This window comes from Chloroflexus sp. (assembly GCF_034435895.1).
In the GTDB taxonomy this organism is placed as follows: domain Bacteria; phylum Chloroflexota; class Chloroflexia; order Chloroflexales; family Chloroflexaceae; genus Chloroflexus.
The window spans coordinates 1-13,280 of the sequence record NZ_DAOTWH010000204.1 but is presented as its reverse complement, the minus strand read 5'-3'; the positions used below and the strand labels follow the sequence as shown (position 1 = coordinate 13,280).

Below are 13,280 nucleotides of genomic sequence, written 5' to 3'. Positions count from 1 at the left end.
CCCCCGCTCCTCACTCCGGCGCGGCGCACGCTCGTCACCACGCTCGCCCCTCGGCGCACGCGAGGAGCGTTCTGGCGCAACGGGTGATTCGGGCACAGTCTCTGCTGAGCCACTCCCGCGCCGCGCCGCTGGTGAAGGTTCGCTAGGACGTTCCGGCAACAACCGGCGGGTGGGAATGTGGGCACGAAGCGCAGCGACCTCTTCATCGGTCAATTGCCGCCATGCGCGCGGCGGCAAATCACCGAGATCCAACTCACCTTCACGCACCCGGATCAGGCGCAACACCTCATAGCCCAAGAGCTTCGCTACCGCGCGAATCTGGCGTTTACGCCCCTCACGCAACACAATCCGCACCCACACCCCCTCTGGAACGGTACCAATCAACTCAACCCATGCCGGGGCCGTCATCTCGCCATCGAGCAACACGCCATTCCGCCAACTCCGCAGCGCCTCAGGCGTTAAGGCCCGATCTAACAAGACCCGATACTCTTTTTCAACCTCAAAGCTCGGATGGGTTAGCGCATAAGCCAGCTCGCCATCATCGGTAAGGAGAATCAACCCTTCACTATCGAGATCGAGCCGGCCAACCGGAAAGACGCGCGCCGGCACATCAACCAGATCGACAACTGTTGGGCGACCGTGGGTGTCTTCCGCCGTCGAAACCACCCCAGCCGGTTTGTGGAGCATAATGTAGGTGCGTTTGGCTGGCATCCGCAGGGGCTGCCCATCAACCAACACCTCGTCATGGTCAAGATCGACGCGCGTACCGGGCACGGTGACCACCCGGCCATTCACCATCACCCGTCCCGCGGCGATCAACTCTTCACAATCGCGGCGTGAGGCGATACCGGCGCTAGCCAATACTTTTTGCAATCGTTCAGGACTCACAGATAGCCTTTCTTTCTTATCCAAACCACTCTGTAAATAACGTTCTTCACCAAACGCTCACCACTGTCCCGTCGCGAATCGGTCGCCGTTCGGGCAAGACAGGAAAGGATGCCGAACATATTGGGAAACGCGCTGCCCAGACTATAAGCAGCATTCGCGCGATGCAGCGAAACAAATCAGCTCTTGCCGCCGATGGTTGCAAGAAATGATATCAACCATCGTTTGACAGTATACCATACCGATTTTCGCCACCTGAGTCAGGGTACAATAGAATCGGACAACCAACAAGCCACCCCTGCCAATGGAACAGCAAACCTCCAGCCAACTCTTTCGGCCCTATGTACCCGCAGCCTTGCGCAACGCGCTTGGCGCCGGGATGCTCCGTCCGGCGCAAGTGCAGACCTACCAAGCAACCATCCTTTACACCGATCTGAGCGGATTTACCCGCTTGACCGCCACCTTCGCCACCCTCCCTGACGGAGCCGAGCGGCTGCACAGTATTTTGCGCAACTACTTCGAGACCATGATTGCGACCATCGCCGCCAATGGCGGTGACGTCATCCATATCGCCGGCGACGCCTTCACCGCATGGTGGCCCAACGTCGATGATCCCGCGCTCGCTATTCACTGCGGCTATGCCTTGCATAATGCCATCGCCGCCCTTAACCCCATCATAACGCCTCACGGGCCGTACAATCTCGAATTGCGCGTTGGGGTCAGCGTCGGGCCGGTCTATCTCGCCTTGGTGGGCATCCCAAATCAAGGCATCCATCCCGTCTTGATCGGCCAACCGATCAATGCAGCGAGTCTGGCTGAACAACAAGCGCAACCGGGCGAAGTGCAATTGCTTATAACGAATAGCCAGCCTGCACCAGTGATCGAGTATCAGCCACCGATCGAGACCCCCATCTTGACGTGGGAACACTTTCTGCCGCCGAGCTTTGCCAGTCGTCTCCGCCTCAACACGCTCGTGGCCGAATATCGCCGTTGTGTGCCGGTCTTTGCCGCCTTTGATCTGCCTGAAAACCCGATCGACCTGCAACCGTTAGTGATGCAAGCGCAATCAGTTGCGATGCGGTGGGGCGGGTGGTTGAACGAGATTGAAGTTGGGAACAAAGGCGCCGTCATGGTCTTTCTCTTTGGCGCGCCGGTCGCGCATGGCGACGACACGAGCCGCGCCATCGGCTGCGCGCTTGAATTACGCGACCGGGGGGTGATCCGGAAAGCAGGCATTACCGTCGGCTCGCTCTTTGTAGGTGAAGTCGGCAGCCGGCTCCGCCGCGTATACACCGCCCAAGGCGAAGACATGAATCTTGCCGCACGTCTCATGGAACTTGCCGCCCATGGCGAGATTCTGATCTCAGGGCGGGTGCGGCAAGATACGATTGGCCGTTACCGCACCAGTCCGCCGCAACTTATGAGCATTAAGGGGTACGATCGCAATATTCCCGTAGCCAAGGTGCTTTCCGATCGCATACGCACCGACGAATCCGGTTCGCATACGTTGCGCGCCGCGCTGCCCACGCATGTCACTCTGATCGGGCGTGACCGAGAAAAGATGATGATCGATCAGGTTATTGATCGATCAACCCATCACAGCAATATCTTGCTGATCGAGGGCGAGACGGGGATTGGCAAATCGACCTTGTTGTACTACCTTAGCTTGGAATGGCTCAAGCGCGGGTATCACGGTTTTCGTGGCGAATGTCACAGCGGCACTCAAGAACGGCCCCTGCACCCTTGGCGCGCGATTGTTGGCGAGTTATGCGACATTGACGATTATGCGCCGATGTATGTGCGTCGCGCGCGCTTGCAACAGGCATTGACCGAGTTGCCAACGGCTATGCCCCATCAGATAGCTGCGCTAGCGCGGCTGCTCGACGTGGAAGGGTTTCCGCCGCCAGCCAAGCTGATCGACCTTGCCCCATTAGTGGTCGAACTACTGTTAAACCGGCTGAAACGCGAACCCATCTTGATCATTCTTGAGGATGTCCATTGGGCCGATCCCGATTCATTGCTGCTGCTCCGCGAGATCATCGAGGTGCTGACGCCGCATCTCCCATTGTTAGTCGTACTCTCATATCGCCCTTTGCCCGACCATCTCGTGCCGTTTGCCCAAACCTTGCGCCAACTCCCATTCACCACCCATCACCTGCTCGAACGGCTGCCAGTCGCTGACCGGGCAAACCTCATCTGCGAACTGATCGGAGTGCGCACGATTGACCCTCGTCTCCTCCAGCATCTCGAACGCTACGCGACGGGACAACCGCTCTTCATCAAAGAATATGTGCGGCTCTTGTTGCAAAAGGGGCTGATTGCGATCGAACAAGATGAGGCGCGCCTGCTCGGCCCGCTGCCGCATGTCCAACTCTCCAGCTCGGCAATTGGTATTGTGCAAGCGCGGATCGATCAGATGGATGAACGCACGCGCTTGACCTGCAAAGTCGCTGCGGTCATCGGGCGTAGCTTCCCGTTGCGCTTGCTGCATCACATCCATCCCGCACGGCTGAGTGAAACCGAATTGCGTCACGATATTGAATTACTCGTACACGATCAGTTGCTTGAAACCGAGATGGCTGATCCAGAGCCGGTATACCGCTTTAGCTTCGGGATCGCGCATGAAGCAGCCTACACCAGCCTGCTCTTTGCGCAACGGCGCGAATTGCATCAAGCTATTTACCAGTGGTATGCCACCACCTATCATGCTGAACTTGCCCAGCGCGAAGCTCCGCTCGCCGTATACGATGTCATTATCCACCATGCGCTGCGCGCCGAACTATGGCCAGAGGTCATTGAGTATTGCCAGCAGGCTGCCTTGATCAGTGCGCGCCGTTCTCTGTTCAACAGTGCGTTGCGCTATCTCGAACAGGGGATTGGGTTGCCGGGCTATGACGAACGCCGCGCCGAACTCCTTGCCTTGCGGATGTTGCTCAACGATCGCACCGGCAATCATCTGTACCAGAGCGAGGATTTTGCGCTCTTGCAAAGCTTGTTACGTGAGCGCCAGCAACCGAGCATCACTGCTATTGCGGCAGTATTGCATCTGCGCCACATCCTCATTAGCGGGGCCTTGCACCTCTTCGATGCTCATCTCGCCTATGCCCAATTGCAAGTCGACCGGCTCAATCAAAGCAACGCTGTGCTCAGTCGTCTGTTGCAGGCCAACATCTGGCTCATCACCGCTCAACGCTTGGCGCTTAAGCGTCAAGCGCGGGAAGCCCTCACCCACCTCCAACGGGTCGACCGGCTATGCGCGACGTTGGTACGCAAACCAGCACCGGATCACGCACTCGCAACCCTCATGTCCACCGCGAACACCGCTGCGCAGAGCCACGAACTGCAAGGCTGGATCCTCTTTGAGATGGGCGCGTTTCAACAGGCGCACCAGCGCTTTCAGCGGGCCAACGAGCTTGCCCACGCGGCCAATGATTGGATCGTCGAAAATCGCGCGTTGATCGGGCTGTGCCACACGATGCTGGACGGCAACCAGCTCGATGAAGCCAAGCGCCAATTGCAGCAGGCGTTACACATTGCGCGCTCGATCGGCGATCGCTATGGGCAGGTGTTGGGGTTGCGCACACAGGCGCTCTTACACGCGAACCGTCAAGATGGCGAGACGGCGCACCGCCTGATTTGGCAAGCTATCGCCATTGCCGGCAGCTCACGCATCGCCATTCTCGAAATAGCGCTCGTGAACCAACTGGAAGGGATCGTCAGCGAGTTGGAGCAACAGGATAATAGCACAGAGGATTGAAGATGGCGCGACAAGATTACGCTATGACCAAGCATAGCGTTCGTCCGGCATCTTAGACATCACCCTACGGAAAGAATGCCTGCCACCAACGCTGCCAGTTAGGCGGCGGCGGCAACGGGACGGGAGACGGGGTTGCCACTGGTGCCGTAGCTGGCGCAACCTCCGGCACCCGTTCGGGCACAATCACGATATCACCCTCACGGGCCAACCCTAGCGCGCGAGCCCACTCTTCTGCCGCGGCATCCGAGCGTTCGTACTCAAGCCGCGCCTTCAGCGACTGCGTTGTCGCCTGTAAACCGGCCACTTGGGCGCTGGCAGCCGCCAACTCACGCTCAAGATGGCGCGCAATGACGATTTGATTCACCAGATTCACCGCCATCCCGCCGGTCATAATCAGCAGCAGCGCAATCAGCGCCAACGAGATTAGCGTGCGCCCGCCGCCGGGAAACGTCACCGCCAGCCAGCGCCGCACCCGGCCACGCAGCATCGCCCAACTGCGCCGGAGGCCAGTTATGAGAGTTACAGGTGACGGGGATTGGCGATAGCGTGGCATACGAAGGTATTTGCGCGGGAATGCTCAGCGATACTTTCCCGCGCGTCATCAACCGCAAACGGTTACGATTCAGATGATGACCGCGATTCGCGGGGCGCTTCCAACAGCAACGGCTCTTCGATATTGGTTGTCATCGAGCTCTGGCCGCGGAAGATACCACCCGGTTCAATATGCAAGGCAGCAGTGGTAATATCACCCCAGACCTTACCGGTCGGCGAGATTTCCAATTGTTCCAGCGCGGTAATTTGGCCTTTCACCGCGCCTGACACATGCACATTCCGCGCCTTTATTGTCGCAATCACCCGCCCCGTTTCACCAATGATCAGATTGCCGATAACCTCAATATCGCCTTCCACAGCGCCATCGATGCGGACATTACCCTCGGCATTCAAGGTGCCGACAAAGCGAGTATTGGCTCCGATCACCGTCTCTGGCCGGCCATTGACCATCGGTTGCGGTTGCGCGGATTTGCGGTTCGAACCAAACATGCGTGCGATCCTCCTCCACATAGCCGGCCACCTGTATCTACAAGCATTTGTAGTGAGAGGCCGGAAAATTGCCCGATCGTGATCGGGAAATCGTTGCTGCCATTATAAACGATACTGCCAGCCGGGGCAACGGCTAATTATGGCGCCAGCCGCTCGCGCCGCCAACCGGCAGCGGTGCGGGTATAACAGAGCCGGTCATGTAGGCGCGATGGCCGCCCTTGCCAAAACTCAATCCGATCGGGGCAGACCCGATACCCACCCCAAAAGGGCGGGCGTGGCGGTTCTTGCCCGGCAAACCGAGCTGTCACCTCGGCAATGCGCTGCTCGAGTTCGGCGCGGTTGGCAATAGGCCGGCTCTGGGGCGAGGCCCACGCACCGATCCGGCTTTCGAGCGGACGCGTAGCGTAGTAGGCATCCGATTCCTCGACGCTGATTGGCTCGGCGTAGCCTTCAACCCGCACTTGACGTTCGAGTTCCGGCCAGTAAAAGACCAATGCCACTGCCGGATGCGCTGCCAACGCGCGTCCTTTGCGGCTTTCGTAGTTGGTGAAGAAGACGAAACCACGTTCATCAACGCCTTTGAGCAAGACCATCCGCGCCGAGGGTCGTCCATCAGGATCAATCGTCGCTAGCGTCATCGCGTTTGGTTCGATGAGGCCAGCCTCAGCCGCTTCGCGCAGCCAGCGGGTAAACTGAGCAATCGGGTCGGCGTCCGCTTCGCTTTCTGATAAGCCGCGTTGCGTGTATTCCTTACGTAATTCGGCCAGATTCATCAATGCACTCCAGTTGCGCAGGAACGATGGCTATCATACAATAGCGCCGATGATGAACAACAGCGCCGCGATTTACGTTGCCCATTCTGATCATACCGCCGTTGCGACGGCACTGGCAGCGATCCTTGCCGAACAGGGATGGATTGCGGTTGACCTCCCGCCGAGCGCGATCAGCGGCATTATTATGATACCTGATAAACGCTATCGCCACTTTTTTATTGCCCCCTCGACCAAAGGGTGGGTAACTATTTGGGAAGATCCTCGCTATTTTGCCGACCGGAACCTTGCCCGCGGATTGGCGGCCCGGCTGCATACCCGTAGTGTCTGGATTGAAGTCGGCGGCAATAGCGTCAGTTGGGCGCGCGGCGTGTACCAAGGCGACACCGTCTGCGAAGAGCGGTTTGAAGCCGTCGAAACCACCTTCTACGGCGAGCGCGGCGTCGTTCATCTCACCTTTGATCCCGATCCATTGCCCGAAGAATGGATCAGCCAATTGGGGCTGCCGTATCCCGAACTCCATTATGAAGCGATTCTGGCTGGCGCGATTCCGCCAGCCGGGCCGCCGTTGCACCTTGCCGTGCAACGGCGCGCCAGCGCCGCCCGGTAAGCGGCTATTCTTGGCTAGCGCCACGTACTGCCATGCCATACACCATTTTAATGATTGCCTCGACCAGCTTCTTTTCCGACTACGGCAACCACGTGCGGATTTTGGAAGAGATCCGCGCTTTGCAACGCCGCGGCCACCGGATTGTGCTGGTCACGTACCACAATGGCGATGACATTCCGGGTATTACTATCTACCGCTCATGGGATGTGCCGTGGATCAAACGCGCTGTCGTCGGTTCATCACGCCACAAACTCTACCTCGACGTAGGGTTGGGGTGGCGCGCCTTGCGCACCGCCTTGCGCATTCGCCCTGACATCATCCATGCCCACACCCACGAAGCCGCTGCGATCGGGTTGCCGCTGCAACGCCTGCTCAACCGGCCCTTAATCCTCGACTATCAAGGCAGTATGACCAGCGAAATGCTCGACCACGGCTTCATCCGGCGCACCAACCCGCTCTTTGTGCCATTGGCCCGGCTTGAACGGATGCTGAACCGCACTGCCGACGCGGTTATGACCTCGACCCATAACGCAGCCAATCTGCTGCGCCGCGATCGCTCGGTGCCGGAAGAACGCCTCTTTACGATTGCCGATGGCGTCGATACCGAACGCTTTCGCCCCTACGATGGCTCGCCAGCATGGGCTGCCCAGCGCGCCGAACTGCGCGCGCAATTGGGCATCCCGCCTGATCGCCGGATTGTCGTGTATATCGGCCTGCTAGCGCCTTACCAAGGCACCAATCTGCTACTCGAAGTAGCCCAGCAGGTGTGCCAGCGCCACCCTGATTTGCACTTTTTGATTATGGGCCACCCTGATCCGCAGAGCTACCGCAACCTCGCTGCTAGCTTAGGCATCGCCGATCACGTCACCTTGCCGGGGCGGATCATCTACCGCGATTTGCACAGTTATCTGGCCCTCGGCGAGGTGGCGGTCGCGCCCAAAATGAGCTTGACCGAAGGCAACGGCAAGATCGGCAACTATATGGCGATGGGGTTGCCCACCGTTGCCTTTGACACGCCAGTCAACCGCGAGATTCTGGGGCCGTACGGTTTCTACGCCAAACTAGGCAACGCTGCAGATTTCGCCGCCCAGCTCGAGCTGGCGCTGACCAACCGCGAACTAGCCGCCGAGCGCGCTGCCGGAGCGCGAGCGCGGGCCGTGGCCGAATTATCGTGGGAACGGGCCGCAATTGCGATTGAGGCGATCTATGCTGCCGCCATTGCCCGCCGCCAAGGCGAAGACGACGGCGATGACGAATGAGCGTGCGGGGCGCACGGATACGCGCCCCACCCGGTCACAAAATCTGGCTGAGGAACAGCTTGGTGCGTTCGTTGCGCGGATTGGTGAAGAACTGGTCGGGAGTGCCCTCCTCGACAATCTGGCCTTGATCCATAAAGACGATCCGGTCAGACACTTCGCGAGCAAACCCCATTTCGTGGGTCACACAGAGCATCGTCATCCCGCTGCGGGCCAGCGTCTTCATCACATCAAGCACCTCTTTCACCATTTCAGGGTCAAGCGCCGAGGTCGGCTCGTCGAACAGCATGATGCGCGGCTCCATCGCCAATGCGCGCGCAATCGCCACCCGCTGCTGCTGACCGCCGGACAGTTGGCCGGGGTATTTATGAGCCTGCTCGCGAATTCCCACTCGTTCGAGCAGTTCAAACGCCTTCGCCTCTGCCTCTTTGCGGGTTTTCTTGCGCACCCAAATCGGGGCCAGCGTAATATTCTGCAAGACCGTGAGGTGGGGAAAGAGGTTAAACTGCTGGAACACCATGCCCACTTCGCGGCGGATGGCATCGATATTGCGAATATCGTTGGTCATTTCAATGCCGTCAACGATAATCCGCCCCTCCTGATGTTCTTCAAGCCGATTGATGGTACGGATGAAAGTGCTCTTGCCGCTGCCGGAAGGGCCGCAGATCACAACCACTTCACCGCGTTTCACCCGCAGGCTCACATCCTTCAAGGCATGGAAATTACCGTACCATTTATTGACGTTTTCGCAGATGATAATTGGTTCATTACTGCCGTTTCCGCTCATATATCACATCCTTCGCTTTTAATACCGGCTGCGCGCAATCTGATCCTCAATCCGCTTGCTGATGCGCGACATCGTAAAGCTAAACAGCCAATAGATGGCAGCAATAACCAGAAACGTCTCGCGCCAGACACCGCCGGGAGTGCCAAGCCACTGGGGTTGGCCGACGATATTTTGCGCTGCACCGAGCAGATCGACGAGACCGATGATCACAACCAGCGAGGTATCTTTGAACAACGAGATGAACTGGCCGACCAGCACTGGCACCACCGCGCGCAGCGCCTGCGGCAGCGTAATCAGCAGTGTCGTCTGCACGACATTCAGCCCCAGCGCGCGCGCCGCCTCAACCTGTCCTTTCGGGATCGCCTGCAACCCGCCACGCACATTCTCGGCCAGATACGCCGCGCTAAAGAGCGTCACTGCGACAATGGCGCGCACCAGCGCATCAATGCTCTCGCCGCCGGGAAGGAAGAGCGGCAGCAACAGCGCACCCATAAACAACACCGTGACTAACGGCACGCCGCGAATCAGCTCGATATAGAGGACGCAAAAGGTGCGGATGACCGGCAACGAGCTGCGCCGGCCCAACGCCAGCAACACGCCAAGCGGGAACGACAACACGATGCCGCTGATCGCAAGGATCAGCGTCAGCATCAAACCGCCCCACAGCTTTGTCTCAACCACCGGCAAACCAAGGCCGCCGCGCAAGATGAGAATGACTGCCGGATACGACAGCAACCACGCGACAATCAACGGCCAAAGCAACGCTTTGCCGGCCAAGCGAGCCGCTTGATCGCCGCCGATCAGCAATCCGGCGCATATGAACAGAAACAGCCAACCGGGCAGCGAGGTCTGGCCGGGCAGGTCGGGAAAGGTAAAAGCAGCCAACCCTAACCCAACACTCACGACAGCCGCCCCGACCGCCACCATACGCACGATGCCGCCCCACAACCCTGAACTCAGACCAAGCAACAACAGCACAAGCGCCATTGCCGTCTGTGGACGCCAGAGCTGCTCGACCGGATAGGTCCACGTGAGTAACAGCTTAATATTGGTAAACGCTGCCGGCCAGCCCGGAGCGGTGATCATCCACGCAACAAAACTCGTTACCGTTTGAAAAATGACGTAAAGCAACACCACCGTGATAATGACGTTATACCACGTCGAGAACAGATTCTTGCGCAACCATTCGACCAAACCGATTTGCTGGCGCGGCGCGCGGCGGGAAGTTGGACGACTGACTTCAGTAGCCACAGGCGTCTCCTTAGCGCTCGACAATTTGGATACGGCGGTTGTACCAGTTCATAAACAGCGAGGTCAGCAAACTGACCGAGAGGTAACTCGCCATCAACATCAAAATGACCGGCACCGCCTGACCGGTTTGGTTATTAATGGTATTCGCAACGTAGAACAGATCGGGATACGCCACGGCCACAGCCAGACTGCTGTTTTTGGTCAGATTCAGGTACTGGCTGGTCAGCGGCGGAATGATCACTCGCAGCGCCTGCGGCAGAATCACCAGCCGCATGGTTTGGCCGGGAGTCAAACCAAGCGCGCGCGCGGCCTCGCGCTGGCCCTTGCTAACCGCCAAAATACCGCTACGCACAATTTCACCGATAAACACTGCCGTATAAAGCACCAACCCCACCAACAGCGCAGCAAAACTACTAGTTACAGTAATGCCTCCCACGAAATTAAACCGCTGCAATTCAGGAATGGAGAGACTTACCGGCCATGCGCCGTAGGCGAAATAGGTTGTAAAGAAACCGATCAGGGCCACACACGCGGCTATCAAAAAAGCTTGCGGCATCGCCACGCCGGGCCGGTCGCGGCGAGCAAACTGGATGCGGCGGATCACATAGTAAATGACACCGCAGACAATCCCACCGTACACCCAGAGCATCCATGCATCAAAATCACTGGCCGCCTGCGGCCATGCCAACGTTACGCCGCGGTTATGCAGATAGAGCAGACCGCCGATATCGATACTTTCTTGAATGCGCGGAAAAAGCCGGGTCAATGAAAACCAGAAGATCAATTGCAAGAGCAATGGCACATTGCGCACAATTTCCACATAGACCAGCGCCACATTGCGCAATAGCCAATTATCGGAAAGGCGGGCAATGCCGAGGATGAGACCCAAAATCGTCGCCAAGATAATGCCGATCACCGCTACCCGCACCGTATTCAAAATCCCCACTAAGAAGGCGCGCCCGTATGTCATCGAGGGATCATACGGAATCACGCTTTCAGCAATCGGGAAACTGGCGGGAACCGATAAGAAGGAGAATGTTGGCAATAGATTGGCCTGCCGCAGCCCATTCATCATATTTGAGTAGAGATACCAGAGGAGCGCTGCAACCGCGATTACAAAGACGATTTGCACAATAATCGCAATAATGCGAGTATCACGATAAAAAGGAATCGATACTTTACTCGAAGGAAGTGGTGGAGATCCAGCCGCCATAAGCTACTCCTTAAACGATGAAATCTTGCAAAAAGGGTAAAAAGAACTTATAACAAATTTTTAGATTTAACAATACAAAATATTGTTTTCCTTTATAATAAGGGGCGACGTATTGCGTCGCCCCTCTCATTCGCACTTCAGCAAACCTATCCGCGCATAAACCGCCGCAAACCGCCTACAGCTTAGCGGAAGGGCGGCGAGTAGAGCAGACCGCCATTGGTGTAGAGCGCATTCAGGCCACGGGGCAGGTTGAAGGGCGTATCGGGGCCAAGGTTGCGATCGTAAATCTCGGCGTAATTGCCCACATGGCGAACGATGCGCACCGCAAAATCGTTCGGCAAACCGATTCCCTTCGCCAGCTCGCCCTCAATGCCGAGGAAGCGGCGGATCTCCGGTACGTCACTCTTCAAGAACTCATCCACATTCTTGGAGGTGATGCCATACTCTTCCGCTTGGAAGGTCGCGAAGACAACCCAGCGCACTGCATCGAACCACTGCGGATCACCCTGCTTGACCGCCGGGCCAAGCGGCTCCTTCGACATCGTTACTGCGAGGATCTTGTGATCGGCTGGGTTGCTGAGCAAGGTCAAGCTCGAAATCAGACCCGACTTGTCCGTCGTGAATCCATCGCACTGGCCAGAGTCGTAAGCGGCGCGGGTTGCATCACCATCAGGGAAAACCACCGGCGTAAAGGTTAGACCGCGGGCGCGGAACTGGTCGGCCAAGTTCAACTCAGTGGTCGTACCCGTCTGCACGCAGATGGTCGCACCATTCATGTCTTCCAGCGTCTCGATGCCGCTATCTTTGCGCACCATCATACCTTGACCGTCGTAGAACGTGGTCGGAGCCCAGTCAAGGCCAAGATTGCCATCGCGGCCCAGCGTCCACGTGCTATTGCGAATCAGCACGTCAATTTCGCCGCTCTGCAATGCGGTAAAGCGCTCTTGGGCGCTGAGCGGGCGAAATTCGACTTTGTTCGGATCGTCGAAGAGCGCGGCAGCCACAGCACGGCAGAAATCAATGTCGAATCCGCGATAGACACCGGCTGAATCGACAGCGGCGAAACCGGGCAGCGGGTTGTTGTTAACTCCGCAGATCAAGCTGCCGCGGGCCAAGATCCGCTCGATCAGGCCGCCAGTCGCAGGCTGGGCAGGCGTGCCACCGGCCGGAGCTGAAGTAGCAGCGGGGGCAACCGTGGGAGCTGGCGCAGCAGTCGGTTGTTCAGGCGCGGTGGTAGCCGGCTGGGCTGGCGCAGTCGTGGGTGCTTGCTGGGCTTGGCCGCCGCACGCAGCCAAGATCAAGCTGAGCAATCCGGCCAGAACCAAGGTGATGTGTTTGCGCATGTCCTCTCCTATTCAATCTGATACGGTTACGCGATCACGCCGGACTTTCCGGCGCTGCGAACCGTGCGGTCCCTTTGGATAACGAGGCGAACTTGCCCCACGCGGCATCATTGCGCTGGATTGACTTCATGTCATTCGGATCACGAGAATAATACCATGATTCGCCAGAGTGTGCAAATCGTTTCAGGGTTGCACAGGATCAGGCGACATGTATGTGGCCAACCTGCGCCGCGCCGGGGCACCCATTTCGGCGGTGGCGCGACCGGTTGCGTGACCGTCATCAACTGCGCGCCGGCATCGACCGGGAGCCGCACCGCCGTGCGGCGTGCCGATGATCGCGCCGCGCCGGGGCACCCATTTCGGCGGT

Annotated in this window: 12 protein-coding genes; 3 read left to right on the top strand and 9 right to left on the bottom strand. The window is 58.2% G+C overall.

Going from position 1 to position 13,280, the window contains the following annotated elements:
- On the bottom strand, positions 1-888 hold an 888-nt coding region (locus tag U9R81_RS12125; protein ID WP_322495709.1), incomplete at its 3' end, for a pseudouridine synthase.
- Positions 889-1,189: 301 nt separating this feature from the next.
- Here U9R81_RS12125 and U9R81_RS12120 point away from each other — a divergent pair.
- Positions 1,190-4,642: an AAA family ATPase gene (locus tag U9R81_RS12120; protein ID WP_322495708.1), complete on the top strand. Its 3,453-nt coding sequence runs from the start codon at positions 1,190-1,192 to the stop codon at positions 4,640-4,642.
- A 64-nt stretch (positions 4,643-4,706) separates the two neighbouring features.
- On the opposite strand, the gene U9R81_RS12115 is transcribed toward U9R81_RS12120, so the two are convergent.
- The 3 genes from U9R81_RS12115 to pdxH all read right to left on the bottom strand — a co-directional run bounded on the left by U9R81_RS12115 (position 4,707) and on the right by pdxH (position 6,459).
- Positions 4,707-5,129 carry a septum formation initiator family protein gene (locus tag U9R81_RS12115; RefSeq protein WP_322495707.1) on the bottom strand — a complete coding sequence of 141 codons (423 nt, stop codon included), beginning with the start codon at positions 5,127-5,129 and terminating at the stop codon, positions 4,707-4,709.
- 128 nt (positions 5,130-5,257) lie between these two features.
- Entirely contained in the window at positions 5,258-5,683 is a 426-nt protein-coding gene (locus U9R81_RS12110; protein WP_322495706.1) for a polymer-forming cytoskeletal protein, read from the bottom strand.
- Positions 5,684-5,820: 137 nt separating this feature from the next.
- A complete protein-coding gene (gene pdxH / locus U9R81_RS12105; RefSeq protein WP_416180960.1) occupies positions 5,821-6,459 on the bottom strand; it encodes a pyridoxamine 5'-phosphate oxidase in 639 nt (212 codons plus the stop codon).
- Positions 6,460-6,505: 46 nt separating this feature from the next.
- Here pdxH and U9R81_RS12100 point away from each other — a divergent pair, with 46 nt between their 5' ends.
- Both U9R81_RS12100 and U9R81_RS12095 read left to right on the top strand, forming a co-directional pair.
- Positions 6,506-7,063, top strand: coding sequence for a hypothetical protein (locus tag U9R81_RS12100; RefSeq protein ID WP_322495704.1), 558 nt, complete (start codon positions 6,506-6,508; stop codon positions 7,061-7,063).
- Between the two features lie 32 nt (positions 7,064-7,095).
- Positions 7,096-8,322: a glycosyltransferase family 4 protein gene (locus U9R81_RS12095; RefSeq protein WP_322495703.1), complete on the top strand. Its 1,227-nt coding sequence runs from the start codon at positions 7,096-7,098 to the stop codon at positions 8,320-8,322.
- Between the two features lie 34 nt (positions 8,323-8,356).
- On the opposite strand, the gene U9R81_RS12090 is transcribed toward U9R81_RS12095, so the two are convergent.
- The 5 genes from U9R81_RS12090 to U9R81_RS12070 form a co-directional block, all read right to left on the bottom strand.
- Positions 8,357-9,106, bottom strand: coding sequence for an amino acid ABC transporter ATP-binding protein (locus U9R81_RS12090; protein ID WP_066788766.1), 750 nt, complete (start codon positions 9,104-9,106; stop codon positions 8,357-8,359).
- Between the two features lie 18 nt (positions 9,107-9,124).
- A complete protein-coding gene (locus U9R81_RS12085) occupies positions 9,125-10,357 on the bottom strand; it encodes an amino acid ABC transporter permease (RefSeq protein WP_322495702.1) in 1,233 nt (410 codons plus the stop codon).
- A gap of 10 nt (positions 10,358-10,367) precedes the next feature.
- Positions 10,368-11,570: an ABC transporter permease subunit gene (locus U9R81_RS12080; protein WP_322495701.1), complete on the bottom strand. Its 1,203-nt coding sequence runs from the start codon at positions 11,568-11,570 to the stop codon at positions 10,368-10,370.
- A 182-nt stretch (positions 11,571-11,752) separates the two neighbouring features.
- Positions 11,753-12,913 (bottom strand): amino acid ABC transporter substrate-binding protein, encoded by a 1,161-nt coding sequence (locus U9R81_RS12075; RefSeq protein ID WP_322495700.1) that lies wholly within the window; start codon positions 12,911-12,913, stop codon positions 11,753-11,755.
- Positions 12,914-13,096: 183 nt separating this feature from the next.
- Positions 13,097-13,280, bottom strand: a 184-nt coding sequence (locus U9R81_RS12070; RefSeq protein WP_322495699.1) for a hypothetical protein, incomplete at its 5' end; no start/stop codon positions are given.

Excerpts from the sequence above, each read along its gene's own strand:
- U9R81_RS12120 (WP_322495708.1), top strand. The coding sequence starts at position 1,190 with ATGGAACAGCAAACCTCCAGCCAACTCTTTCGGCCCTATGTACCCGCA.
- U9R81_RS12115 (WP_322495707.1), bottom strand. The coding sequence starts at position 5,129 with ATGCTGCGTGGCCGGGTGCGGCGCTGGCTGGCGGTGACGTTTCCCGGC.
- U9R81_RS12110 (WP_322495706.1), bottom strand. The coding sequence starts at position 5,683 with ATGTTTGGTTCGAACCGCAAATCCGCGCAACCGCAACCGATGGTCAAT.
- U9R81_RS12100 (WP_322495704.1), top strand. The coding sequence starts at position 6,506 with ATGATGAACAACAGCGCCGCGATTTACGTTGCCCATTCTGATCATACC.
- U9R81_RS12095 (WP_322495703.1), top strand. The coding sequence starts at position 7,096 with ATGCCATACACCATTTTAATGATTGCCTCGACCAGCTTCTTTTCCGAC.
- U9R81_RS12090 (WP_066788766.1), bottom strand. The coding sequence starts at position 9,106 with ATGAGCGGAAACGGCAGTAATGAACCAATTATCATCTGCGAAAACGTC.
- U9R81_RS12080 (WP_322495701.1), bottom strand. The coding sequence starts at position 11,570 with ATGGCGGCTGGATCTCCACCACTTCCTTCGAGTAAAGTATCGATTCCT.
- U9R81_RS12075 (WP_322495700.1), bottom strand. The coding sequence starts at position 12,913 with ATGCGCAAACACATCACCTTGGTTCTGGCCGGATTGCTCAGCTTGATC.